This is a genomic window from Micromonospora sp. NPDC049051 (assembly GCF_043197575.1).
In the GTDB taxonomy this organism is placed as follows: domain Bacteria; phylum Actinomycetota; class Actinomycetes; order Mycobacteriales; family Micromonosporaceae; genus Micromonospora.
Genome location: NZ_JBICTL010000001.1, coordinates 1,114,401 through 1,138,147 on the forward strand (window position 1 = coordinate 1,114,401; position 23,747 = coordinate 1,138,147).

The following is a 23,747-nucleotide window of genomic DNA, read 5'->3' on the forward strand; positions in this document are numbered from 1 at the left end:
CCGCCTTCTGCTGTGGTACGGAGCTCACGCGACGACCTCGCTCGTGTTCTGGGACGCCACGATCTCGGCGTACGTCGGGCAGGTGCGTAGCAGTTCGCCGTGTCGGCCGATCCCCACCACGCCCCCGTTCTCCAGTACGACGATCTGGTCGGCGCCGACGATGGTGGAGACCCGCTGCGCCACGATCACCACGGCGGCGTCGGCGGTGACGGGGCGCAGCGCCGCCCGCAGTCGCGCGTCCGTGCCGAGGTCGAGCGCGGAGAACGAGTCGTCGAAGAGGTAGATCTCCGGCCGCCGGACCAGGGCCCGCGCGATGGCCAGCCGTTGCCGTTGCCCGCCGGAGACGTTCGTGCCGCCCTGTGCGATCGGCGCCGCCAGCCCCTCGGGCATCGCCTCGACGAAGTCCCGGGCCTGGGCGATCTCCAGCGCCTCCCAGAGCTCCGCGTCGGTCGCCTCCGGGTTGCCGTAGCGCAGGTTGCTCGCCACGGTCCCGCTGAACAGGTACGGCCGTTGCGGCACCAGCCCGATGCGGCGCCACAGCTCGTCCGGCGCCAGCTCCCGTACGTCGACGCCGTCGACCAGCAGCGTGCCCGCGGTCGCGTCGACCAGTCGGGGCACGAGCGACAGCAGGGTGGTCTTGCCCGAGCCGGTGCTGCCGATGACCGCCGTCGTCGTGCCCGGGGTCACCCGGAACGACACGTTGCGCAGCACCGGCTCGGCGGCGCCGGGGTACTGGAACCCGACGTCGCGCAGTTCCAGCTCGCCGTGGGTCGTCACCTCGGTCACGGGGCGGGCGGCGGGCACCACGGACGAGTCGGTGTCGAGCACCTCGACGATCCGTTCGGCGCAGACCGCCGCCCGCGGGACCATCATCAGCATGAAGGTGGCCATCATGACGGCCATCAGGATCTGCATCAGGTACTGGAGGAAGGCGGTGAGGGAGCCGACCTGGATCGCCCCGCCGTCCACCCGCTCGGCGCCGAACCAGAGCACCGCGACGCTGGAGACGTTGAGCACCAGCATCACCACCGGGAAGATCAGCGCCATCAGGCGGCCGATGCGCAGGGCGGTCGCGGTGAGGTCCGCGTTCGCCGTGGCGAAGCGATCCGTCTCGTACGGTTCCCGGACGAACGCCCGTACCACCCGGATGCCGGTGATCTGCTCGCGCAGTACGCGGTTGACGGTGTCGATGCGGGTCTGCATGAGCCGGAAGCCCGGCACCATCCGCCGGATGATCAGCCACAGCGCGACGGCCAGTACGGGCACGCTGATCAGCATCAGCCAGGAGAGCCCGACGTCCTCGCGCAGCGCCATCACCACGCCACCGACGCTCATGATGGGCACGGAGACGAGCATGGTGCAGCTCATCAGCACGAGCATCTGCACCTGCTGCACGTCGTTGGTGTTGCGGGTGATCAGGGAGGGCGCGCCGAAGCGGGCGACCTCGCGGGCGGAGAAGCGGTTGACGTGGCTGAAGATCGACGACCGGACGTCGCGGCCGAAGGCCATCGCCGTGCGCGCGCCGAGGTAGACGGCCGCCACCGAGCAGACGATCTGGACCACGCTGACCGCGAGCATCCAGCCGCCCGTACGCAGGATGTAGCCGGTGTCGCCACGGGCCACGCCGAGGTCGATGATGTCGGCGTTGAGGCTGGGCAGGTAGAGCGACGCGATGGTGCCGACGAACTGGAGCAGCACCACGGCGGCCAGCGGCCGGTGGTAGGGGCGGAGGTGCGTACGCAGCAGTCGGGTCAGCATGCCGGGATCCCTTCCGGGGCGCCGTGGTCGCCGCTGGCGATGACCTCAAGGAGGAACTCGCGGATCACCGCCGCCTTCGCCGGGTCGGCGTCGACGGAGGTGAGCGGGGCGCCGGAACGGATCAGGGCGGTCAGCGCCTCGACCCGGGCCCGGCCGGCCGCGGTGATCGCGATCTTGACGCTGCGCCGGTCGGTCGTGTCGCGTTGCCGCTCGACGAGTCCGTCGCGGGCGAGGGTGTCGACGATGCCGGTCAGCGTGGCCGGCCGGACGAAGCAGTGCTCGGCGACCGTGCGGTGCGGCAGTTCGCCGTGCTCGGCGAGGGTCATCAGGGTGACCATCCCGGCCTGGGTGAGGCCGTGTGTCTCGGCGAGGTAGCGGTTCCACCGCTGCCCGGTGACGTGCCCGGCGACCACGAGCAGTCGCGCTATCGGCACGTCCCGTAGCGTCATCAATTCCATGGTCGATAGATTAGCGTCCTGAAGGTCAGGGGCCAAACGAAATGCTGACGGCCACGGCGACGAAGAGGATCTGCGCTGCCGTCCGCCGGCCGAGGGGGGTCACCGGGCGGCCGGCCAGGGTCAGGCCGCGCCGGGCCGCCGAGACGTTCGCCGGGAACATGGCCAGCATCAGCAGGGCCAGTCCGGCTGCGGCCCAGCGGGCGGTCGCCGGCACCAGCAGCCCGACCGCGCCCACCAGCTCCAGCACCCCGGTGAGGGTGACCAGCAGGTCGGCCCGGGGCAGGCCGGGCGGCACCATCATGATCATGTCTGCCCGGTGGCTGGGGGCGAAGTGCGCCACGCCGGTCACCACGAACATCAGCGCCAGTCCCACCCGCAGCGCGGGATGCCAGCCGTCGAGGGCGCTCACGCCGGCCGCGCCGGCCAGCCGGGCGAGCGTGGTGCCGGCCACGAGGGCGATCAGCGATGCCATCTGCACACCTCCGGAGAAGGGAAACTTGTCGCCGGCAAGATTGCCCCGACGGGTGCGAACTTGTCAATGACAAGATAAGATCGCGGCATGACCGGAACGCGTGGTTACCATCACGGGGACCTGCGTCGCACCCTGCTCGCGGCGGCCGTCCGGGCCATCGAGGAGTCGGGCCCGGCGGCACTGAGCCTGCGCGACCTGGCCCGCCGGGCGGGCGTCTCGCACGCCGCCCCGGCGCACCACTTCGGCGACAAGTCCGGGCTGCTCACCGCCCTCGCCACCGAGGGCTTCCACCTGCTGGCCAAGGCGTTGCACGACGCTGGCGGCGACCTGCTCGACAGGGGCGTCGCATACGTCGACTTCGCGGTGCGGCACCGCGCGCACTTCGAGGTCATGTTCCGTCCGGACCTCTACCGCGCCGACGACCCGGAGTTGCTGGCGGCCCGCCGACGCTCCGGCGACGCGTTGCACTCGGGCGTCGCCGCGCTGTCCGACACACGCCCGACGGCGAAGGACCCGCAGGGCGACGCGCTCGCGGCCTGGTCGATCGTGCACGGCTTCGCCACGCTCTGGCTCTCGGGCGCGCTGCCGCCCCAGGTCGGCGACGACCCCCGGGCGGCGGCCCGCGACGTGATCCACCGCCTCTTCCCGAAGTCCCGACGACCTCCGGCGCCGAAGCCGTGACGGCGTGCGGAACAGGGCCCGGTGGCCGGGTCACCAGCTGGTGGGCAGCGGCATCCCCTCGGTGTAGCCGGCCGTGCTCTGCACGCCGACCAGGGCCCGCTCGTGGAACTCGGCGAGGTCGCGGGCGCCCGCGTAGGTGAAGGCGCTGCGCACCCCCGCGATGATCTCGTCGATGAGGTCCTCCACGCCCGGGCGGGTCGGGTCCAGGTACATCCTGGCGGAGGAGATGCCCTCCTCGAAGACCGCCTTGCGGGCCCGGTCGTACGCGCTGTCGTCGGCCGTGCGCGCGCTGACCGCCCGCGCGGAGGCCATGCCGAAACTCTCCTTGTAACGGCGGCCGTCGGCATCGGTGTAGAGGTCGCCGGGGGACTCGTACGTGCCGGCGAACCAGGAGCCGATCATGACGTTCGACGCGCCGGCGGCCAGCGCCAGCGCCACGTCGCGCGGGTGCCGTACGCCGCCGTCGGCCCAGACGTGCCGGCCGAGCTGACGGGCCGCCGCGGCGCAGTCGAGCACGGCGGAGAACTGCGGCCGGCCCACCCCGGTCATCATCCGGGTCGTGCACATCGCGCCCGGGCCGACGCCGACCTTGACGATGTCCGCGCCCGCCTGCACCAGGTCGCGTACGCCCTCGGCGGTCACCACGTTGCCCGCCGCGACCGGGACCGCCGGGTCCAGCGCGCGGACCGCCCGCAGGGCGGCGATCATCCGTTCCTGGTGACCGTGTGCGGTGTCCACGACCAGCGTGTCCACCCCCGCCTCCAGCAGCGCCGCCGCCTTGCCGGTCACGTCGCCGTTGATGCCCACGGCGGCGGCGATGCGCAGCCGGCCCCGGTCGTCGACCGCCGGCCGGTAGAGGGTCGCCCGCAGCGCGCCCTGCCGGGTCAGGACCCCGACCAGGCGCCCCTCGGCGTCGACCACCGGGGCGAGCCGGCGCCGGCCCGCCGAGAGCCGGTCGAAGCCGGTACGCGGATCCGCGTCCGCCGGCACGGTGTGCAGCTCGGTGGACATCACGTGCCGGAGCTGCGCGAAGCGGTCCACGCTGAGGGTGTCGGCCTCGGTCACCACGCCCACCGGCCGGCTCTCGTCGTCGATGACCACGACGGCGCCGTGCGACCGCTTCGGCAGCAGGTGGATCGCGTCGCCGACGGTGTCGGTCGGGCCCAGCGTGATCGCCGTGTCGTGCACGAGGTGCCGCTGCTTGACCCAGGCGACGACGTTCGCGACCACCTCGATGGGGATGTCCTGCGGGATCACGGCGATCGCGCCGCGCCGGGCGACCGTCTCGGCCATCCGGCGGCCGGAGACCGCCGTCATGTTCGACACGACCAGCGGGATGGTGGTGCCCGTACCGTCGGTGGTGGCCAGGTCGACGTCGAGCCGCGAGCCCACCTCGGAACGGGCGGGCGCCATGAAGACGTCGTTGTAGGTCAGGTCGTGCGCGGGAGCCGCGCCGTGAAGGAACCGCACGCCGCCATCATTCCCGCCCGCCGGGATCCGCGCCCCCGGTGGTAGCCGAAAACACCCCGATCACGCCGGGGACCGGGCGCGCTCAGCCGAGCAGCAGGGCCGCCGCGACCGCGACCATCACGATGGCCACCGCGCCGTCGACGAGCCGCCAGGCCGCCGGGCGGGCCAGGACGGGCGCGAGCCGGTGGGCGGCGAAGCCCAGGGCGCTGAACCAGACCACGCTGGCCAGCGCGGCGCCCGCGCCGAAGACCCAGTGGTGCGGATGCTGGCGGGCCACCCCGCCGAGCAGGAGGACGGTGTCCAGGTACACGTGCGGGTTGAGGTAGGTGAAGGCGAGGCACGCCAGCAGCGTCGCGCCGAGCCGGGCCGGTGGCCGGTCGGCGGGGGAGAGCGCGCCGGGGCGCAGCGCGCGGCGGGCGGCCAGCACGGCGTACCCGAGCAGGAACGCGGCGCCGAACCAGCGGACGGCGGTGAGGGCGGTGGGGTACTCCGCCGTCGCGCCGTGCATGCCGGCGATGCCGACCGTGATGAGCAGCGCGTCGGAGCCGGCGCAGACGGCGACCACCGGCAGGACGTGCTCGCGGCGCAGGCCCTGCCGCAGGACGAAGGCGTTCTGCGCGCCGATGGCGGCGATCAGCGCGATGGCGAGGGTGAAGCCGGCGGCGGCGGAACCGGCCACGGAGCTGCTGAGGATGTCGGGCACCAGCCGAGGCTACGAGGCCGCGGTGGGTGCAGCCCAGCTAAGGATTCTGATGATGGTTAAGCTCAGCTTCATCATGCTGGACACCACTCAGCTCCGGACGTTCGCCACGGTGGTCCGCGAGGGCAGCTTCGAGGCGGCGGCGCAGTCCCTGCACGTCACCCCCTCTGCCGTCAGCCAGCGGATCAAGGCGCTGGAACAGGCCGTCGGGCAGGTGCTCGTCCGGCGGACGAAGCCGTGCCGGAGCACCGAGGCGGGCCGGCCCCTGTTGCGGCTGGCCGGGCAGGTGGCCCTGCTGGAACGGGAGGCGCTGGAGGTGGCCCGGCCGCCCGCGCTCGGCGGTCCCGCCGCCACCCGGGTGACGGTCGTGGCGAACGGCGACTCGCTGGGCACCTGGTTCGTCGCCGCGCTGGCCCGGCTGCCCGCCGAGCTGGCGCTCCTGTTCGACGTCCGCCGCGACGACGAGGACCACACGGCGGAGCTGATCCGCGACGGCACGGCGATGGCGGCGGTGACCGCACAGCGCGAGGCCGTGCAGGGCTGCCGGGTGGAGCGGCTGGGCGCCATGCGGTACGTCGCGCTGGCCGAGACCCGGTTCGCCGCCCGCCACTTCCCCGACGGCCTCACCGAGGCCGCCCTCGCGTCGGCGCCCATGATGGCGTTCGACCGTAAGGACCAGCTCCAGCACAAGTTCGCCCGCACGGTGACCCGGCGCCGGCTCGACCCGCCGATCCACTACGTCCCGTCCTTCGACGGCTTCAACGAGGCGGTGCGGCTCGGGCTGGGCTGGGGGCTGGTCCCCGAGCGGATCGCCCACGCCGACATCGCCGCCGGGCGCTGCGTCGACCTCGGCGCCGGGCGGCACCTGGACCGCCCGCTGTACTGGCAGCACTGGCGGGTGGACTCCACCACGCTGGACGCGTTGACGGTCGCCATCCGGGCGGTGGCCGCCGCCGAACTGCGCTGACCCGTGCGGCGGCGGGTGGCACGCCGCGTGCGCCAGGAAGGGCCCCTCCCCGAAACGTCAGGAAGCCGCCCTTCCGTGCACCTCAGGCGATGGTGCAGATCGACGCGCCGGCGGTGATGACGGCGCCGACCTCGGCCGCGAGGCCGCTGACCGTACCCGCCTTGTGGGCGTGCAGCGGCTGCTCCATCTTCATCGCCTCCAGCACGACCACCAGGTCACCCTCGGCGACGGTGTCGCCGTCGGCGACCGCGATTTTCACGATCGTGCCCTGCATCGGGGAGGTGAGCGCGTCGCCGCTGACGGCGGCACCGGCCTTGGCCCCGCCGCCCCGGCGGGCCGGCTTGCGCGCGGCGGGCGCGCCGGTGGTCGTACCCCCGCCGAAGCCGGCGGGGAGGCGGACCTCCAGCCGCTTGCCGCCGACCTCGACCACGACGGTCTCGCGCTCGGCCGGGGCCTCGGCGGGACCGGCGGCGGCGGTGAACGGCGCGACGGTGTTGTCGAACTCGGTTTCGATCCACCGGGTGTGCACGGTGAACGGCTCGGCGGTGAACGCCTCGTCCCGGATGACCAGCCGGTGGAACGGCAGCGCGGTGGCCATGCCCTCGACGACCATCTCGTCCAGGGCGCGGCGGGCCCGCTCCAGCGCCTCGGCACGCGTCTCGCCCGTGATGATCACCTTGGCCAGCAGCGAGTCGAAGTTGCCGCCGATCACGTCGCCGGCGGAGATGCCGGTGTCCACCCGGACGCCGGGGCCGGTGGGCAGCCGCAGCGCGGTGACCGTGCCGGGGGCGGGCAGGAAGTTGCGGCCCGGGTCCTCGCCGTTGATCCGGAACTCGATGGAGTGCCCGCGCGGCGTCGGGTCCTCGGTGAGCCGCAGCTTCTCGCCGTCGGCGATCCGGAACTGCTCGCGGACCAGGTCGATGCCGGCGGTCTCCTCGGTGACCGGGTGCTCGACCTGGAGGCGGGTGTTGACCTCCAGGAAGGAGATGGTGCCGTCGGCGCCGACCAGGTATTCGACCGTGCCGGCGCCGTGGTAGCCCGCCTCCCGGCAGATCGCCTTGGCGCTGTCGTGGATCTGGGCGCGCTGCGCGTCGGTGAGGAACGGCGCGGGGGCCTCCTCGACCAGCTTCTGGTGCCGGCGCTGGAGGGAGCAGTCCCGGGTGCCGACCACGATCACGTTGCCGTGCTGGTCGGCCAGCACCTGCGCCTCGACGTGCCGGGGCTTGTCGAGGTAGCGCTCGACGAAGCACTCGCCCCGGCCGAACGCGGCGACCGCCTCGCGGGTGGCCGACTCGAACAGGTGCGGGATCTCCTCCATCGTGCGGGCCACCTTGAGCCCGCGCCCGCCGCCACCGAACGCGGCCTTGATGGCGACCGGCAGGCCGTGGTCGACGGCGAACGCCAACACCTCGTCGGGGCCGCCGACCGGGTCGGGGGTGCCGGGCACCAGGGGCGCGCCGGCGCGCTGGGCGATGTGCCGGGCGGTGACCTTGTCGCCGAGGTCCCGGATCGCCTGCGGCGTGGGACCGATCCAGGTCAGCCCGGCGTCGATGACCGCCTGGGCGAAGTCGGCGTTCTCGGAGAGGAAACCGTAGCCGGGGTGGACCGCGTCGGCCCCCGCCTTCGCGGCGACGTCCAGCAGCTTGTCGATGCGCAGGTACGTCTCGGCGGCGGTGTCCCCGTCGAGCGCGTACGCCTCGTCGGCGAGCGTGGCGTGCAGGGCGTCGCGGTCGGAGTCCGCGTAGACGGCGACGCTGCCGAGGCCGGCGTCGCGGCAGGCGCGGATGACGCGGACGGCGATCTCGCCGCGGTTTGCGATGAGTACCTTGCGCACCTTGCTGGCTCCTCCCCGGAGGGTCACTGACCGGGAGTGTATCGGCCGTGGTGACGGCCCTAACGATCGCTCAGTGTGGGATGCCGCACTGTCTGACGGCACCCTAGTCAAGTTTGCTTATTACGCTTGTGCGGTGTCTGCCACGCGAATGATGATCCTCGGTCTGGTGCGCTGGATGCAGCCCGTGCACGGCTACGACGTACGCCGTGAGCTGCTCAGCTGGAGCGCCGACAGGTGGGCGAACGTGCAGCCCGGATCGATCTACCACGCCCTGCGCAAGCTGACCCAGGAAGGGCTGTTGCGTGAGGTGGCCACCGAGCAGGTGGGTGCCCGTCCGGCCCGCACCACGTACGAGGTCACTCCGAAGGGGGAGGAGGAGTTCGAGTCGCTGCTGCGCGGGCTGTGGTGGCAGCTGCACGAGCCCCCCGATCCGTTCGCGGCGGCGTTCTCCTTCCTGCCCGCCATGCCGCGCGAGGAGGCGGCGGCCGCCCTGCGCAACCGGGCGAACCTGCTGCGTGCCGGTGTCGAGTGGATGCGTGCCTCGTTGAGTTCTGGCTGGATGCGTGAGACCAAGCCGGTGCACGTGGGGTGGATGTTCGAACTCTGGACGGCCCGGTCGGAGGCGGAGATCTCCTGGTGCGAGCGGATCGCCGAACGGATCGAGTCGGGGGTGTCGTACCTGCCCGACGGGCTGGCGCGGGCGCAGGGGTGGGAGGGCTGGGAGGAGCGGTTGCCGCCCCGGCCGGCGCCGGACGTGGGAGCTGACCAGGATCGCGACCAGCTGCCGGAGCGCGAATAATCAACGTTGACCATAAAAGCTATATCGCGTTAGCCTGCCCGGGACGCCACGGGGGAGAGCCATGCCGTCCGGCGTCGTCTCCGAGGGACAGACAGGCGGCCGGTGGCACCGGCCCGGACGACCAGGAGCAGAGATGATCGAGACCAGAGGGTTGCGGAAGTCGTTCCGCTCCCGAGAGGGTCGCCAGACGAAGACCGTCGACGCGGTACGCGGCGTCGACCTGAAGGTCACCGAGGGGGAGATCTTCGGTTTCCTCGGCCCCAACGGCGCCGGCAAGACCACCACCCTGCGGATGCTGGCCACGCTGATCGAGCCGGACGGCGGTGAGGCCACCGTCGCCGGGGCGGACCTGCGCAAGGACCCGGCCGAGGTGCGCCGCCGCATCGGCTACGTCGCCCAGGGCGGCAGCACCTGGGACGAGTCCACCGCCCGCGAGGAACTCGTCCTGCACGCCCGCATGTACGGCATCGGCAAGGCCGAAGCGCACCGGCGGGCCGCCCGCGCCCTCGACGCCTTCCAGCTCACCGAGTACGCCGACCGCAAGTGCAAGACCTACTCCGGCGGTCAGCGCCGACGGGTGGACATCGCCCTCGGCATCATCCACGAGCCGCAGATCGTCTTCCTCGACGAGCCGACGACCGGCCTCGACCCGCAGAGCCGGGCGCACATGTGGGACGAGATCCGCCGGCTGCGGGCCGACGGCATGACCGTCTTCATCACCACCCACTACCTGGAGGAGGCCGACGCGCTCTGCGACCGGATCGCGATCATGGACCACGGCGAGGTGGTCGCGGAGGGCACCCCGGCGGACCTGAAGCGCGAGATCTCCGGCGACGTCGTGCTGGTCGGGCTCGACGCGGCGGCCACCCCGCAGGCCGCGCAGCTGCTCGACGGCGAGCCGTACGTCAACAAGCTGGAGACCGTCGAGGAGGGCGGGCTGCGGCTCTACGTCGACGAGGGCGCCACCGCCATCCCGCAGATCCTGCGCCGCCTCGACACCGCCGACCTCGGGCTCCGGTCCATCGAGCTGCACCGCCCCAGCCTCGACGACGTCTTCCTCACCAAGACCGGCCGCTCGCTGCGCGAGTCCTGACCCCGACCGGAGAACCCATGAAACTCGCCCGTGACACCTGGCTGATCTTCCAGCGCCAGCTCCAACTGCTGCTGCGCAACCCCGTCTGGGTCTTCGTCGGCGTCTTCCAGCCGGTGATGTACCTGCTGCTCTTCGCCCCGCTGCTCAAACCGGCCCTGAACGCACCCACCCAGGCCGAGGCATACAAGATCTTCGTACCGGGTCTGCTGGTGCTGCTGGCCATCTTCGGTGGCCTGTTCCAGGGCTTCGGCCTGATCGCCGAACTGCGCGCCGGGGTCATCGAACGCTCCCGGGTCACCCCGATCAGCCGGCTCGCCCTGCTGCTCGGCCGCTCGCTGCGCGACGTGGTGTCGCTCATCGTGCAGGCGGTCATCATCACCCTGCTCGCGCTCATGTTCGACCTGCGCGTCTCCCTCGTGGACCTTCTGCTGGCGTACCTCATGCTCGCCCTGATCGCGCTGATGACCTCGGCTGTCTCCTACGGCATCGCGCTCAAGGTCAAGAGCGAGGACGCGCTGGCACCGCTGATGAACACCGTGGCCCAGCCCGTGCTGCTGCTCTCCGGCATCCTGCTGCCGCTGACCTTCGCCCCCGGCTGGCTCCAGGGCATCGCCGAGTGGAACCCGTTCTCCTGGGCGGTGGACGGCACCCGGGCACTCTTCGCGGGACAGCTCGGCGACGACAAGGTCTGGCAGGGCCTCGGCATCATCGCGGTCCTCGCCGCGGCCGGCGTCGTCTGGGCCGCCCGGCAGTTCGCCCGCAGCGTCCGGTGAGCGGGGCGCGCCCCTCCTGACGGCGGGGAGAGTTGCCTCTCACCAGGGGCGGGGCACCGGCCCGACGCTTGTAGCGTGAGGCCGGTGCCCCGCCTCACCCGTGACCGGCTCACCTGGCTGACCTACGCCCAGCTCGGGCTGTGGGGCTTCTTCCTCTACGGCTTCGGGCCGGTCGTGCCGCTGCTCCGCGACGAGCAGGGCACCTCCGCCGCCGTCGCCGGCCTGCACAGCACCGGCATCGCCGTCGGCGCGCTGGCCGGCGGGGCGCTCTTCGCACCCCTGGCCCGCCGGCTCGGTCGGGGCCGGGCGATCTGGACCGGACTGGCCGGGGTGGCAGCCGGCGCCGCCGCACTCGGCGCGGTCCGCGCACTGCCCGCCACGCTCACCGCCGTCGCGGTGATCGCCACCTTCGGAATGCTGGTGGTCAGCGGCGTGTCCGTGGTGCTCACCGACCGGCACGGCACCGGCGCGCCCGCCGCGCTGACCGAGGCCAACGCCGTCTGCGCCGGCGCCGGCATCCTCGCCCCGCTGGTCATCGGCGCCAGCGTGGACGCCGGGTGGGGATGGCGACCCGCGATGGCCGTCGAGGTCGGCCTGATCACGCTGGTCGCGCTCGCCGCCCTGACCTTTCGCGTACGCCTGCCGAAGCCCGCCCCCGCTGCCGCGGCTCCCGGCACCCCGCCGGCCGGCGCCGCCTTGACGGCACCCACCGACGCCCACCTCGCCTCGGGCTCCGCGTCGGCGATCCTCACCAGCGCGGGCCTCGACTCTGGCGCGGGCCCGGGTTCGACAGTCCGCACGGGCGTCGAGCCCGGCCCGGGTACGGGTGCCGGGTCGGGTGTCGAGTCGACCGTCCGCACCGGCGCCGATGTCGCCTCGGAACGCACGGGGGCCGGGGCGGCGTCCGACGCCCGCCGGCCGAGCCGACGCCTGCCGCCGGCGTACTGGATCGCCTGGGTGTTGATGGCGGTCACCGGCTCGATCGAGGTCTGCCTGTCGCTCTGGACGGCCGACGTGCTCCGCTCGAACGCCGGGATGGCGGCCGGCACCGCGTCGGCCGCCGTCGCCGCGATCGTCTGCGGAATGTTCGTGGGCCGGCTCGTCGGGGGCCGCTTCGCCCTGCGCTACCGGCCCGTACCGCTGCTGCTCGCCGCGCTGGGCGTGTCGCTGGCCGGCTTCGCGCTGTTCTGGATCGCCCCGGTCGGCTGGCTCGCCGTCACCGGCCTGGTCGTCCTCGGCCTCGGCAACGCCCTGCACTACCCGCTGGCGATCTCGATCGCGCTCGCCGTCGCCGGGCCGGCCGCCGACCGGGCGGCCGGCTGGGCGTCGTATTCGATGGGGGTCGGCTTCGGGATCGCGCCGGTCGCGCTCGGCTGGGTGGCCGACGGGGTCGGGCCGCACCTGGCCTTCCTGCTGCTGCCGGCCTTCATCGCGACGGCCGCGCTGCTCACCACCCGCCTGGGCCGCGCCCTGCGCCCGTCCCCCGCCGACCTCCCCACCCCGACCCCCGCCTGACGGCCGCCCCGCCGCCCCGCCGGCCTTGTGCCGGCCGGCGTGCTGGCCCGCCGGCCCTCCCGGCGTGGTGCCGGCGTGGCGGCCGTGCCGGCGTGGCGGCCGTGCCGGCCTCGTGCCGGCTCGTGTCCGCATCAATCTTGGTAGGAAACGGCCCCTCCAGGGGCCCTCCCGTACCAAGATCTCGCAGGGCCGGCCCGGCCGGTCGCGTCAGTGCACCCGGGCCAGGGTCAGGCCGTCGGCGATCGGCAGCATCACCGCGTCGACGCGGACGTCGGCGAGCACCTCGTCGTTGAACGCCGCGATGGCCCGGTCGTCGGCGTTCTGCGGGGCGATCACCCGGCCACCGCGCAGCACGTTGTCGACCGCGATCACCCCGCCGGGACGCATCCGGGGCACCAGCTCAGCCCAGTAGATCGGGTAGCCGGTCTTGTCGGCGTCGATGAACGCGAAGTCCAGGTGACGCTCGTGGGGCAGCTCGCGCAGCGTGTCGCCGGCCGGACCGATGCGCAGCTCGATCCGGTCGTCCACGCCGGCGCGGGCCCAGTACCGCCGGGCGATGCCGGTGAACTCCTCGGAGATGTCGAAGCAGGTCAACCGCCCGCCCTCGGGCAGTCCCCGGGCGATCGCCAGCGACGAGAGGCCGGTGAAGGTGCCCACCTCGACGGCCTGTCGTACCCCGAGCAGCCGGGTGAGGAAGGTCAGGAAGGCGGCCTGCTCCGGCGCGACCTGCATCTGCGCGTCGTTCGGCAGCGCGGCGCGGGTCTCCTCGGCGAGGTCCCGCATGATCTCGTCCGGCGGCGCACCATGCGCGACCAGGTACGCGTGCAGGTCCGAGGTGAGCGGGATCGACTTGGTGGTCATGAACGGACGCTAGCCGAGCGGCTCGACCGTCTGGCTGCCGGGCGCGACCTTCGTCCACAAATCGGTGAGCCTCAGGTCCAACTCGGCGAGCAGGCGGCGCAGCATCGGCAGGGAGAGCCCGATGACGGTGCTCGGGTCGCCCTCGATCCGCTCCACGAACGGCCCGCCCAGCCCGTCGATCGTGAAGGCCCCCGCCACGGCCAGCGGCTCGCCCGTCCCCACGTACGTGGCGATCTCTTCGTCGCTGACGTCCGCGAAATGCACGACGGTGGAGGCGACAGCCTCGGCCTGCCGCCCCGCCCGGACGTCGACCAGGCAGTGCCCGCTGTGCAGCACGCCGCTGCGACCGCGCATCCGCTTCCAGCGGCGGGTGGCGTCCGCCGCGTCGGCCGGCTTGCCGAGGATCTCGCCCTCGAAGGCCAGCACCGAGTCGCAGCCGATCACCAGCGTCCGCTGGTCTTCGGCCGGCCGCAGCCGGGTGAGCACGGCCTGCGCCTTCAGCCGGGCCAGTTCCAGGCAGAGGTCCTCGGCCCGCTCGGTGACCACGAGGGACTCGTCGACGCCACTGACCAGCACGTCCGGTTCGATCCCGGCGGCCTGAAGAATCTTGCGGCGGGCGGGACTCGCCGAGGCGAGCACGAGGCGGAGCGGCATGGATTTCGGCACGTCGCCGACGTTACCGGCTGAGCGTGGCGGCGACGTCCCGGGTGCGGCGCGTCGGCTGTCCCGGTGCCGCCACCAGCAACGATTGAATCCGCCCCTCGCTCGCTTTTCTTTCGTCTGGGCAGCTCAGCGACTGATGCGGGGCGGCGGGTCGTCGCCACGACGACGCCGACGGGCGAAGTACGCCCACGCCCCGCCGGCTGCCACGATCACGCCGAGCGTGACCAGGCCGCGGGTCGTCGCCGCGCCGCTGCCCTCGTCTTCCGGTTCCGCTCCCGCCGCCGTGGTCGAGGTGGTGATGGCCGGCGCGCTCGCCGTCGGCGAGCCGAATCCAAGCGGCGGTACGTCAGCCGTCAACGCCGCCACCAGGTCGATGACCCCGTGTCCGTACTCGTCGTCTCGCCCCGGAGGTCCCTTGTCGATCGCGGTGGCCGTGAGCCGATGTGCCACCTCGGAGGCAGGCAGGTACGGGTACTTCGACCTGATCAAGGCGACGGCCCCAGCGACGATCGCGGTGGCGCCCGAGGTTCCGGAGCCTCTCGAATACTTGGCGTCCATGCTGGTGCTGTAAATGTCTACCGCAGGCGCTACGACGTCGATTTCAGGTCCCGTTATGGCGATGGCGGCATGCTTGCCGTTGCGATCGATTCCGCCGACGGCGATGACGCCATCCTTTGACGCAGGGTAACCTACGCGTGAGTCATCGGGTCTATTCCCGGCTGCCGCCACGACAACGATGTCAGAGGCCAGTGCTCTGGTGATTGCTTGGTCGAGACGCGCGCTGGACGCGCCGCCGCTAGAAATGCTAATGACGTTAGCCTTTTTATATATTGCGTATTCAATTCCCTGCGCCAGGGTGTCCGGCTCTCCATCGCCATGCGGAGGAGAAACGAAAATCGGCAATATCTTAGCTCTGGGGGCTATCCCTAGCGCCCCCTCGGTATCGCTTTGGCCGTGCGCGGCGATGAGTCCTGCCATGGAGGTCCCGTGGCTATCTAGGTCTTGCTGGCCGTTGCCAGATCCTCCGTTGATGATGTCGATTCCAGGAATCAGGTTATTGCGAATATCCGGATGTTGGCTAACTCCGGTGTCAGGGACGGCAACCGTGGATCCGTCGCCCCGCGCGATCGTATGGGCTCGACTGACATTAAGGTACCGCAGGTGCCACTGATCTCCTCGAATGTTCGCGAGACCTGGGGGGTGTGGCGGAATGAGCGGGAAGCTTGCTGCGGCAGTTCTCAGTGGAGTTAGTGGCATTGTTGACGATATTAGTGTAGCGAGTGCCGTGGCGATTAGTCGAGCCTTCACCGATTTAATCCGATAGCGGGGCCTGGGTCAATTGGTCCCTCTTCATCCGGGGGGCGCACTACCGGGGGTACGCCCGGTTCGACCTCCCAGGGGTGGACGGGATCCCAGTGGCGACGCTTATTCCCGTCCTCATCATGCTCTGCCCTCGGTCCTGATTTCCCACCGATCCCGTGAGTTCTTGCTGGACCGCCGAGGCCGCCCGCACCTGGTATGCCATGCAACGGCGATGATCCGTGTGTCGAGCTGAGGCCTCGACTGCCGCCTGGGCGGGAACCGGCGCCACCCGTTGGCGCTGTGCCTGCGCCTCCACCGCCGATGACTCCGCCGATCGGATTCACCCGACGTGGCTGATTGTTGGCCGAGCCAGGTTGGCCGATTCCCATTCCAGGGGATCCGCCAATCAGGCCGCCTGGCGGCATAGGTCGTGGCTGAACTGGAGAGTGGGAGTTGGAGGAGCCGGTTGCGTTACCGGCAACAGGCCGTCCCATTTGATCCGGCAGCGATGCGCGTGGCCCTGGTCGGTGCTGAGGCATATGGGAAGCCGTCGGAGGAACTCCAATTCCCGACGCAGGTGGATTGGGGCTTGTGGGCGTTGCGACCGGCGTCGAAGGGCTAGCCGGCAAAGGTGCTAGTCCGCTGCCAACCCCACCAAGCACTGGCCCGCTTCTTGACGCTGAAGAGGTTATGGCGGGCTTAAGGGCGCTGGTTGCCCGTGGGGGTGCCGTAGGGCTTGCAATGTTCATCGGGGCCGGCACTGGCAGGATTGGAGGTATGACAGGTGCCGTACCCAGCCCGCCATAGACATCCGGATCATTCGCCTGCTTCGGTGGCCTGATGGGTGGTGGTTGGCGGAGCATTACTTGGGCGTGTTGGAGTTCGCCGCTGAGGCCGTACATGATGCCGCGCGCCTGGACGTTGAGCCGTTCCAGGTCGGCGTCCGTCACCGGGCGGTCGGGGACCCGGCTGCCCATGGCCGCCTTCGGGTCGGCGAGCGTCGCTTCGTACGTCTGCTTCTCCTGGACCTTGACGGCGTACGTCTCGTAGATCTTCTTGAGTTCCGCCCGCGTGGCGCTGATGGCCTGCGTGGCGGCGGAGAGCGCGGTGTAGTTGGCGCTGGCGGCGTCGTGCGTGCGCTGCACCTGGTCGATCAGCTCGTCCAACTCGCGGACGTACGCGCGGGCGGCCTCGTTGGTCTCCGGCGGCCAGGCCTCCGCCAGCCCTCGGCGGTATTCCTGGAGGCGGCTGAGGTGCATCCGGGAGAGGTCGCAAACCTTGCGCCAGCCGGAGACCTGTTTCCAGTGGTTGGTGGTGTCGTGGTCCTGGAGGCAGGCCCACATGCTGGCGACGTCCATCAGCCGCCAGTCGGTGAGGGCGGACGTGCGGCCGCCGGTGCCCCGCTCGATCATGGCAGCACCACCGGGCCCAGCCCCTGCCCCGGGGCGGGCTCCGGCCCGGTGGGATCGCGTAGCGCCGGCGATCCGGCGCGAGGCGCGGCGGCGGCCGGGTTGGCGAGGGCGCGTTCGACGTCGGTGACGCGCGCGGCGGCGAAGGCGTCGGCCCCGGTGTAGCGGGTGGCGACGGTGCCGGCGGCGACGGCCAGGTGGCCGGTCGCGTCGCGGACACCCCAGACCATGTCGGTGGCGGCCTGCTGCGTCTCGTGGTGCGCGCGCAGGAAGTTGACCAGCTCGATGAACGCGTCGGCCGGGTTCGGCACCGGCGCCGTCATGTCCTCGGCGATGTACGACAGGTGCGGGGCGTAGTTGCGTTCCACCTCGGCCTGGAGCTTGTCGGCGAACTCGCGGAGCTGGCGGATGTCGGCCTCGATGCCGCCGTAGCCGCGCAGCCAGGACGCTGGACCGTCCTCCTCGGGGATCATCGGCCCTCCCTGCCCGTCACTACGCCGTTTCCCTGAGTGAGGTTAATGGGTCCCCGGCCCCGTCGGCAGCCCCGTCCCGGCACACGACGACCGACCCGGGGGTAGACGGAGGTGCCGAGCTGCGGTGTCGCGTACGAGAAGGGTCAGCGCGGCAGGCCGGACGTCCGCCACCCGCCGGGGCCGGCGACCGCCGCAGCGGCGGGCCGGCCGGAGCGCGCCCAGGCGGAGGTGGCGACCGGCGGAGGCGCGGCGGTCGGGCGGGAGCGTACGACGATCGCGCCCACCAACGCGGCCAGTTCCTCGGCGGTGGGGACCCCGCGGACGACCCGGAACAGCGGCTCTTCGGCAGACATGGTGCCAGCGTACGCGCCGCACAGGTCGACCTGAACCGCACAGTGGCGTGCCGGCGGTGTGAGTGTCGTCGGCTCCGGGTACCGTCTGGGCGATGTCGAACGCGCTGCCCCAACTCGTCGCTGACCGATACCGGCTCCTCTCGCCGCTCGGTCAGGGCGGCATGGGTCGGGTGTGGAAGGCGCGCGACGAGGTACTGCACCGGGACGTGGCCATCAAGGAACTCGTCCCGCCGCCCAGCCTCACCGACGAGGAGCGCCGCGAGATGCGCGAGCGCTCGCTGCGCGAGGCCCGGGCCATCGCCCGGCTGAACCACATCAACGTGGTCCGCATCTTCGACGTGCTGCGCACCGACGGCGACCCGTGGATCGTCATGGAGTACGTGCCGTCGAGGTCGTTGCAGGACGCCCTCGCCGAGGACGGCCCGGTGACGCCGGCGCGGGCGGTGGAGATCGGCCTGGGCGTGCTGGCCGCGCTGAAGTCGGCGCACAAGGCCGGCGTGATGCACCGCGACGTCAAGCCCGGCAACGTGCTGCTCGGCGACGACGGCCGGGTGGTGCTGACCGATTTCGGCCTCGCCACGATTCCCGGCGACCCGAACGTGACCCGTACCGGCATGGTGCTCGGGTCGCCCGCGTACATCTCGCCGGAGCGGGCCCGCGAGGGCACCGCCGGGCCGGAGGCCGACCTCTGGTCGCTGGGTGCCACCCTCTACGCGGCGGTCGAGGGCAAGTCGCCGTACGCGCGACCGTCGGCGATCGCCACCCTGGCGGCGCTCGCCACCGAGCCGATGCCGCCGCCGAAGAACGCCGGGCCGCTCAAGCCGGTGCTCAACGGCCTGCTGCGCAAGGACCCGAACGAGCGGATCACCGCCGAGGTCGCGGAGAAGCTGCTGCGCCGCGCCGGCGGCAAGCGCACCCGGACCATCCCGCTGCTCGACGGCGTACGCCGGCCGGGGCCGAACGGTCCCCGCGAGCCGCGCCCGCCGCTGGTGCCGGCGCCGCGACCGGCCGAGGGCGCGGCGGACAAGCCGGTCAGCCCGCCGGCGCCCCGCGCGCCGCAGGCGGCGGCCGGTGCCGGTGCCGCGTCGGCCGCCGAGGACGCGACCGCGGCGGTCCCGTCGGACCTCGCGCCGACCGCCAAGGTCGGACCGTCCATCTCGGACGCGGCCCCGACGGCGAAGGTCGATCCGCCGCAGCCGGCGCTCGACGACACGAAGGCCGAGCCGGCGCCCGGCAGGCCGGCGAATCCCACGTCGGTGATGCCCGCGCCCGTGAGCCCGCCGTCCGGCCGGGCGACGGTCGTGGCGTCCGGCGGTACGAAGCCCGACAACACCCGCCGCAACATCCTGATCGGTGCGCTGGTGGCGCTGCTGCTGCTCGGCCTGGTGCTGGTCGTGCCGATGCTGACGGGCGGCGAGGGCGGGGACGGTGGCGGCTCCCCGCAGGCCGACCCGACCGGCGCCGCGTCCTCGCCGGGGCAGCCGGCGCAGTCCTCCGCGCCGCCCACGAGCGCGGCCCCGAGTCCGACGCCCTCGGCCACCCCCTCGCCGACCGCGGACGCGCTGCCGGCCGGCTGGAAGCTGCACAAGGATCCGGCCGGCTTCACGCTGCCGCTGCCGGAGGGCTGGGTGCGCCGGCAGGTGGACGGCAGCACGGTCGTCTTCGACCAGGCCGACGGGCCTGGCGAGCTGCTGGTGCAGTGGACCTCCACGCCCAAGTCGGACGCGTACGCGGACTGGAAGCGGATCGAGCCGGACCGTAGGAAGTTCGTGAAGAACTACCAGTACCTGAGCATCGAGCGCTGCGACTACTGGAAGACCTGCGCGGACTGGGAGTGGCTGGAGACCCGCGACGGCACCCGGATCCACGTGCGCAACCGGGGCTTCGTGACGGCCAGCAACCGGGGCTACGCCCTGCGCTGGGAGGTCGCCGCGAAGGACTGGCAGGCCAACCTGGCCAACTTCGACCGGATCGCCAAGGGCTTCGTACCCGACCGCAAGGACTGACCCGCGGGATTCGCGCCCGTTGCGAGATCGACTCGCATGACCTTCCGTCGTACGGGGTATTCGACCTTCGACGGAAGGGAGGGGTACGACATGGGTTACCGACTCAGGGACGCTCGGCCCCGAGTGGCACTGTGGATGCTCGTGGCCCTCGGCGACATCGTCCTGCTGCTCACCGCCGCTGGCCTGCCGGTGCTGTTCGCGCTGCTCAGCGTCGTCACCGTCACCCTCGTCGGGGTGGGCGTCCGGCGTTTCGCCCGGCGTGACGCGCTCGCTCGCGAGAACCCGGCGACGGTGCCGGTGGCGGCCCGACGGCGGGCCTGACGCCCGCGGATGGCGACGTGGCGGCAGCCGGACCGGTTGTCGACCGTACGGTGACAACCGGTCCCGCTGCCGCCAACCGCCTCCCCAGGCGACTCAGGCTCGGGCGTCGACCCGGGCTCAGGTGTTGTTGGCCAGCGCGATCAGTCGGCTCCGGTCACCGTTCCAGTGGTTGCGGTCGACGGCGCCGCTGATGCCCGCCACGCTGCCCGAGTCCGTGTACTGCCAGAAGCTCCAGAACGGTGCCCCGGCCGGCAGCGTGCCGACGGTGCTCGACCAGCGGGCGACCCAGAGCGGGTGGTTGGCCCACGGGGCCGTCCAGCTGCCGGTGCACTGGTTCCACCAGCTCGTGGTGGTGTAGATGACGGCGTAGCGGCCGGTGCGGGAGCGGTAGGTGTTGAGGAAGTCCTGGACCCAGTTGCGCATGCCGGTCGTGCTGAGGCCGTAGCAGTAGCCGCCGGCGTACGGGTTGCCTTCGAGGTCGAGCGCGGCCGGCAGGGTGCGGCTGTCGGCTGACCAGGCGCCGCCGTTGGAGGCCAGGTAGTTCGCCTGGACCGCCCCGGAGGAGATGTTGGGCCGGGCGAAGTGGTACGCGCCCCGGATGACGCCGGCGTTGTAGGCGGCCACGTAGTTCGTGTTGAACCTCGGGTCCTTGTAGCTGGTCCCCTCGGTCGCCTTGATGAAGGCGAACTGGATGCCCGCGTTGCGGACGCTGGTCCAGTTGATGGCGCCCTGGTAGTGGGACACGTCGATGCCGGGGGTGGTGGCCGCGGCCGCCGGGGTCGCGGTCGAGACGAGGCCCGCCGCGGCGGTGGCCAGGGCCGCGAGGCTGACGGCCAGCAGCCGCCGCAGGGATGTTCCGGTACGGGTCATGGAATCCTCCAAGGACGCCGGACTCAATAGACATCCATCTTTGGAGATAAGCGCCTTGAAGGGCAAGGGGAGTTAAAGAAATCTTCAAAAACGGTGCGGTCGGGTACATCGGCCGAGCGCAATGCTCCGGCTCAGCGCAGCGCGGCCGGGTCCACGCGCCAGCGGATCGGCTCGGCCAGGCTGAGCTCCTCGCCCGGCTTCGCCACCTGGTCCTCGACGTAGTGCTCGCCGTCCAACCGGTACAGCCGTAGCGAGTGGCCGGCACCATCCTGCTCGACCAGCAGATACCACGGGATCCCGGCGATCGCGTAGAGCTGCATCTTGACCAACCGGTCGGCGGCCGCGTTTCCCGGTGAGACGATCTCGCAGACGAGCAGGACCTCGCCCGCCTCGACCACGGTGCCCTCGTCGTCGGTGTCGGCCACCACGACGTCGGGGATGACGATGCGGTCGACGCCGAGCCGGACGTTCACCGCCTCGAAGACCAATAGGCCCTGTGGCAGCGCTGCCAGCCGCAGGCTGTTCGTCAAGCTCCACGACACCAACTGGTGCCGCTTGCTCGGGGCAGGGCTCACGATCAGGCTCCCGTCGAGCAACTCGATCCGGTTCGAGGTCTCGCCCATGGCGAGGTACTCGGCCTCGGTCCACAGGCCGACGTGGGGTTCCAGGGGTGCCGCGCTCACCGGCGTCCACCTCCCGCTCCTGTCGCCACCGGATCAGCCTCCCACGATACGGGCCGACGAGGACGCAGCGACACAGGCCGGGGCCGGTAGGCTCGCGCCCCATGGTGTCGATCGACGGGCTCGGCGGTCTCTGGGACAAGTTGTTCGCGGCGCAGCCGGACCCACCGCCCCTGCTGGTGCTGCTGACCGCCGTCGTCGCGCTGGTGGTCGTCTCCACCCGGCTGCCCTGGCGGATCGCCCGCAACGCCATCACCATCGCCCACGAGGGCGGGCACGCGCTGGTCGCCCTGCTCACCGGCCGCCGGCTGCACGGCATCCGGCTGCACTCCGACACGTCCGGGCTGACCCTCTCGGCCGGCCGGCCCACCGGCCCGGGGATGATCCTCACCCTGCTCGCCGGCTACGTCGCCCCGCCGCTGGTCGGGCTGGCCGGCGCGTGGCTGCTCGGCGGCAACCGGATCACCCTGCTGCTCTGGGTCGCCGTGGCGCTGCTGCTGGCGATGCTGGTGATGATCCGCAACGTCTTCGGGGTGATCTCGCTGCTGGTCACCGGCGGGGTGGTGCTCGCCGTCTCCTGGTACGCCACGCCCCAGGTGCAGGCGGCGTTCGCGTACGCCGGGGTGTGGTTCCTGCTGCTCGGTGGGGTGCGACCCGTGGTGGAGCTGCAACGGCTGCGCTCCCGGGGCCGGATGCCCGCCTCCGACGCCGACCAGCTCGCCGGCCTCACCCCGCTGCCCGCGTTCTTCTGGGTCACCGTGTTCGCCCTGGTCAACCTGGTCGCCCTCGGCGCCGGCGCGCTGCTGCTGGCCGGCCCGATCCTCACCGAGGCCGGCGTGACCGGCTGAAATTGACCGGCTGATCCGGCAACCGGCGGTACCACCGGGCGCGTGTCCCCTGCGACCGTCACGGGGAGGTAGCAGGTGCCGGACGTCGACGGGTTCGACGAGTTCTACCGGAGCAGCCGGCAGCGGCTGCTCGGCTTCGTCTACGCGCTCACCGGCGACCGCGCCGAGGCGCAGGACGCCGTGCAGGAGGCGTACATCCGGGCCTGGCAGCGCTGGTCGACGGTGAGTGGGTACGAGGAGCCGGAGGCGTGGGTGCGGGTGGTGGCGAGCCGGATCGCGGTCAGCCGGTGGCGCAGCCTGCGCAGCCGGGCCCGCGCCTACCTGCGGCACGGCGCCAGCGAGAGCGTGCCCGGCCCGGACACCGCCACCGTCGAGGTGGTCACCGCCCTGCGCCGGCTGCCCGAGGAGCAGCGCACCGCCATCGCCCTCTACTACCTGGTCGGCATGCCGGTCGCGGAGGTGGCCCGGCAGACGGCTGCCCCGGTCGGCACGGTCAAGGCCCGACTCTCCCGGGGGCGCGCCGCGCTCGCCGGGCTGCTCGCCGTCTCTGACCTCGAGGAGGCCGCCGATGCGTGACGAGATGATCTTCGTCGAGCAGGTGCACCGGGACCTGCACGACGTCCGCTGGTTGGAGCCGGCGGAGATCCGCGCCCGGGCCCGCCGGCGTAGCAGGCGTACGTCCATGCTGGCCGCGGTCGCGGTGCTCGCCGTCGTCTCCGCCTCCGCCGTGGTGGTCGGGGACCGGGCCGGGCAGCGAGGGGTGTCCCCGGCGGCGTCCCCGCCGCGGCCGGCGGCACCGGTGACCCGGGTCGAGATCCCGCCGGCGGCCCTGCTGCATCAGGACGACCTGGCGGCGCGGGCGGGACTGCAACTCAGCGAGGCGGGCCTGGGCGGGACCGTCGACGTGGGCCTGAGCAGGTGCGCCACCGGGCGCGGCAGTGCCACGCGGGCGCCGGAGAGCTGGATCAGCCGCTCCCAGACGGTGCTGCGTCCGGCGTCCGGCGGGGGGCGGCTCGGGGACGTCCTGCTCGTCCAGGACCTGCACCGGATGCGGGACGACGGGGCCACGCGGTTCTTCGAGGCGTTGCGGGGGCAGCTCGCCGCCTGCCGGGAGTGGCGGGAGACGCGGTCGGTCCACTGGGGCGACGAGTCCGTCGATGTCGACGACGTGCACCACTGGGACGTGCCGAGGCGGGACTTCGCCGGCGACGAGTCCCTCCTGCTGCGCCACTCCGTCTCCGCGACCCTCGGCCAGGCCGACGGGCAGGTCCGGTCGGGACCGGACACGACCGTGGTGGTGCGGGTCGGTGACCTGCTGAGCGTGCTGATGCTGGAACCGGCCAGCGAGGCCGAGCTGGTGCGCCTCGCCAGGATGGCCGCGCAGCGCATGTGCGTCGCCGCCAACCCGGCCTGCTGACCGCCGCCGGATCCCGCCCGGACG

The 23,747-nt window shown here is 72.2% G+C and carries 24 protein-coding genes; 11 read left to right on the forward strand and 13 right to left on the reverse strand.

Annotation, left to right across the window (positions count from 1 at the left end):
* Positions 1–24 precede the first annotated feature (24 nt).
* From ACGFIR_RS05330 to ACGFIR_RS05340, 3 genes are read right to left on the reverse strand one after another with little or no spacing between them, the layout of a single operon-like run.
* Positions 25–1,758, reverse strand: coding sequence for an ABC transporter ATP-binding protein (locus ACGFIR_RS05330; protein WP_393143333.1), 1,734 nt, complete (start codon positions 1,756–1,758; stop codon positions 25–27).
* Positions 1,752–2,216, reverse strand: coding sequence for a MarR family winged helix-turn-helix transcriptional regulator (locus tag ACGFIR_RS05335; protein WP_393000143.1), 465 nt, complete (start codon positions 2,214–2,216; stop codon positions 1,752–1,754). The genes ACGFIR_RS05330 and ACGFIR_RS05335 overlap by 7 nt, the downstream gene beginning before the upstream one ends.
* 25 nt (positions 2,217–2,241) lie before the next feature.
* Complete coding sequence (locus ACGFIR_RS05340; protein WP_393143335.1) at positions 2,242–2,688, reverse strand: DoxX family membrane protein; 447 nt, start codon at positions 2,686–2,688, stop codon at positions 2,242–2,244.
* A gap of 87 nt (positions 2,689–2,775) precedes the next feature.
* Between ACGFIR_RS05340 and ACGFIR_RS05345 the strand changes: the two genes are divergently transcribed.
* Positions 2,776–3,369 carry a TetR/AcrR family transcriptional regulator gene (locus ACGFIR_RS05345; protein WP_393000139.1) on the forward strand — a complete coding sequence of 198 codons (594 nt, stop codon included), beginning with the start codon at positions 2,776–2,778 and terminating at the stop codon, positions 3,367–3,369.
* Positions 3,370–3,399: 30 nt separating this feature from the next.
* Here the strand turns inward: ACGFIR_RS05345 and ACGFIR_RS05350 are convergent, their stop codons facing one another.
* On the reverse strand, positions 3,400–4,839 hold the full coding sequence (locus tag ACGFIR_RS05350) for a GuaB1 family IMP dehydrogenase-related protein (RefSeq protein ID WP_393000137.1): 1,440 nt from the start codon (positions 4,837–4,839) through the stop codon (positions 3,400–3,402).
* 82 nt (positions 4,840–4,921) lie between these two features.
* On the reverse strand, positions 4,922–5,518 hold the full coding sequence (locus tag ACGFIR_RS05355) for a LysE/ArgO family amino acid transporter (protein ID WP_393143760.1): 597 nt from the start codon (positions 5,516–5,518) through the stop codon (positions 4,922–4,924).
* Between the two features lie 97 nt (positions 5,519–5,615).
* On the opposite strand from ACGFIR_RS05355, the gene ACGFIR_RS05360 reads away from it, so the two are divergent.
* Entirely contained in the window at positions 5,616–6,506 is an 891-nt protein-coding gene (locus ACGFIR_RS05360; protein ID WP_393143762.1) for a LysR family transcriptional regulator ArgP, read from the forward strand.
* 82 nt (positions 6,507–6,588) lie between these two features.
* Here ACGFIR_RS05360 and ACGFIR_RS05365 read toward each other — a convergent pair whose 3' ends face one another.
* Positions 6,589–8,340, reverse strand: coding sequence for an acetyl/propionyl/methylcrotonyl-CoA carboxylase subunit alpha (locus ACGFIR_RS05365; protein ID WP_393143337.1), 1,752 nt, complete (start codon positions 8,338–8,340; stop codon positions 6,589–6,591).
* Between the two features lie 133 nt (positions 8,341–8,473).
* Between ACGFIR_RS05365 and ACGFIR_RS05370 the strand changes: the two genes are divergently transcribed.
* From ACGFIR_RS05370 to ACGFIR_RS05385, 4 genes are all read left to right on the forward strand, one after another.
* Positions 8,474–9,139: a PadR family transcriptional regulator gene (locus tag ACGFIR_RS05370; protein WP_393143339.1), complete on the forward strand. Its 666-nt coding sequence runs from the start codon at positions 8,474–8,476 to the stop codon at positions 9,137–9,139.
* Positions 9,140–9,272: 133 nt separating this feature from the next.
* On the forward strand, positions 9,273–10,232 hold the full coding sequence (locus ACGFIR_RS05375; protein ID WP_393000133.1) for an ATP-binding cassette domain-containing protein: 960 nt from the start codon (positions 9,273–9,275) through the stop codon (positions 10,230–10,232).
* Positions 10,233–10,249: 17 nt separating this feature from the next.
* The gene (locus tag ACGFIR_RS05380; RefSeq protein WP_393000131.1) at positions 10,250–11,005 is read left to right on the forward strand and encodes an ABC transporter permease; all 756 of its coding nucleotides are present in this window, start codon (positions 10,250–10,252) and stop codon (positions 11,003–11,005) included.
* Positions 11,006–11,089: 84 nt separating this feature from the next.
* Positions 11,090–12,520 (forward strand): MFS transporter, encoded by a 1,431-nt coding sequence (locus tag ACGFIR_RS05385; RefSeq protein ID WP_393143341.1) that lies wholly within the window; start codon positions 11,090–11,092, stop codon positions 12,518–12,520.
* A gap of 207 nt (positions 12,521–12,727) precedes the next feature.
* Here ACGFIR_RS05385 and ACGFIR_RS05390 read toward each other — a convergent pair whose 3' ends face one another.
* The 5 genes from ACGFIR_RS05390 to ACGFIR_RS05410 all read right to left on the reverse strand — a co-directional run bounded on the left by ACGFIR_RS05390 (position 12,728) and on the right by ACGFIR_RS05410 (position 17,581).
* Positions 12,728–13,381, reverse strand: coding sequence for an O-methyltransferase (locus ACGFIR_RS05390; RefSeq protein WP_393143343.1), 654 nt, complete (start codon positions 13,379–13,381; stop codon positions 12,728–12,730).
* Between the two features lie 9 nt (positions 13,382–13,390).
* The gene (locus tag ACGFIR_RS05395) at positions 13,391–14,047 is read right to left on the reverse strand and encodes a Maf family protein (RefSeq protein WP_393143345.1); all 657 of its coding nucleotides are present in this window, start codon (positions 14,045–14,047) and stop codon (positions 13,391–13,393) included.
* 123 nt (positions 14,048–14,170) lie between these two features.
* Positions 14,171–15,301 (reverse strand): type VII secretion-associated serine protease mycosin, encoded by a 1,131-nt coding sequence (gene mycP / locus ACGFIR_RS05400; protein WP_393143347.1) that lies wholly within the window; start codon positions 15,299–15,301, stop codon positions 14,171–14,173.
* A gap of 1,453 nt (positions 15,302–16,754) precedes the next feature.
* Positions 16,755–17,228 carry a hypothetical protein gene (locus ACGFIR_RS05405; RefSeq protein WP_393000121.1) on the reverse strand — a complete coding sequence of 158 codons (474 nt, stop codon included), beginning with the start codon at positions 17,226–17,228 and terminating at the stop codon, positions 16,755–16,757.
* Positions 17,229–17,371: 143 nt separating this feature from the next.
* Positions 17,372–17,581, reverse strand: a complete 210-nt coding sequence (locus ACGFIR_RS05410) for an acyl-CoA carboxylase subunit epsilon (RefSeq protein ID WP_393000119.1) — start codon at positions 17,579–17,581, stop codon at positions 17,372–17,374.
* Positions 17,582–17,673: 92 nt separating this feature from the next.
* On the opposite strand from ACGFIR_RS05410, the gene ACGFIR_RS05415 reads away from it, so the two are divergent.
* Positions 17,674–19,587 (forward strand): protein kinase, encoded by a 1,914-nt coding sequence (locus tag ACGFIR_RS05415; RefSeq protein ID WP_393143349.1) that lies wholly within the window; start codon positions 17,674–17,676, stop codon positions 19,585–19,587.
* A 123-nt stretch (positions 19,588–19,710) separates the two neighbouring features.
* Positions 19,711–19,908, forward strand: a complete 198-nt coding sequence (locus ACGFIR_RS05420) for a hypothetical protein (RefSeq protein ID WP_393000115.1) — start codon at positions 19,711–19,713, stop codon at positions 19,906–19,908.
* A gap of 117 nt (positions 19,909–20,025) precedes the next feature.
* On the opposite strand, the gene ACGFIR_RS05425 is transcribed toward ACGFIR_RS05420, so the two are convergent.
* Both ACGFIR_RS05425 and ACGFIR_RS05430 read right to left on the reverse strand, forming a co-directional pair.
* Complete coding sequence (locus ACGFIR_RS05425; RefSeq protein WP_393000113.1) at positions 20,026–20,778, reverse strand: GH25 family lysozyme; 753 nt, start codon at positions 20,776–20,778, stop codon at positions 20,026–20,028.
* 131 nt (positions 20,779–20,909) lie between these two features.
* On the reverse strand, positions 20,910–21,461 hold the full coding sequence (locus tag ACGFIR_RS05430; RefSeq protein ID WP_393000111.1) for a Uma2 family endonuclease: 552 nt from the start codon (positions 21,459–21,461) through the stop codon (positions 20,910–20,912).
* 101 nt (positions 21,462–21,562) lie between these two features.
* Here ACGFIR_RS05430 and ACGFIR_RS05435 point away from each other — a divergent pair, with 101 nt between their 5' ends.
* The 3 genes from ACGFIR_RS05435 to ACGFIR_RS05445 all read left to right on the forward strand — a co-directional run bounded on the left by ACGFIR_RS05435 (position 21,563) and on the right by ACGFIR_RS05445 (position 23,723).
* A complete protein-coding gene (locus ACGFIR_RS05435; protein WP_393000109.1) occupies positions 21,563–22,306 on the forward strand; it encodes a M50 family metallopeptidase in 744 nt (247 codons plus the stop codon).
* A 75-nt stretch (positions 22,307–22,381) separates the two neighbouring features.
* On the forward strand, positions 22,382–22,882 hold the full coding sequence (locus tag ACGFIR_RS05440) for an RNA polymerase sigma factor (RefSeq protein ID WP_393000107.1): 501 nt from the start codon (positions 22,382–22,384) through the stop codon (positions 22,880–22,882).
* Positions 22,875–23,723: a hypothetical protein gene (locus tag ACGFIR_RS05445; protein WP_393143351.1), complete on the forward strand. Its 849-nt coding sequence runs from the start codon at positions 22,875–22,877 to the stop codon at positions 23,721–23,723. Before ACGFIR_RS05440 ends, ACGFIR_RS05445 begins: the two co-directional genes overlap by 8 nt.
* The last annotated feature ends 24 nt before the right edge of the window (positions 23,724–23,747 follow it).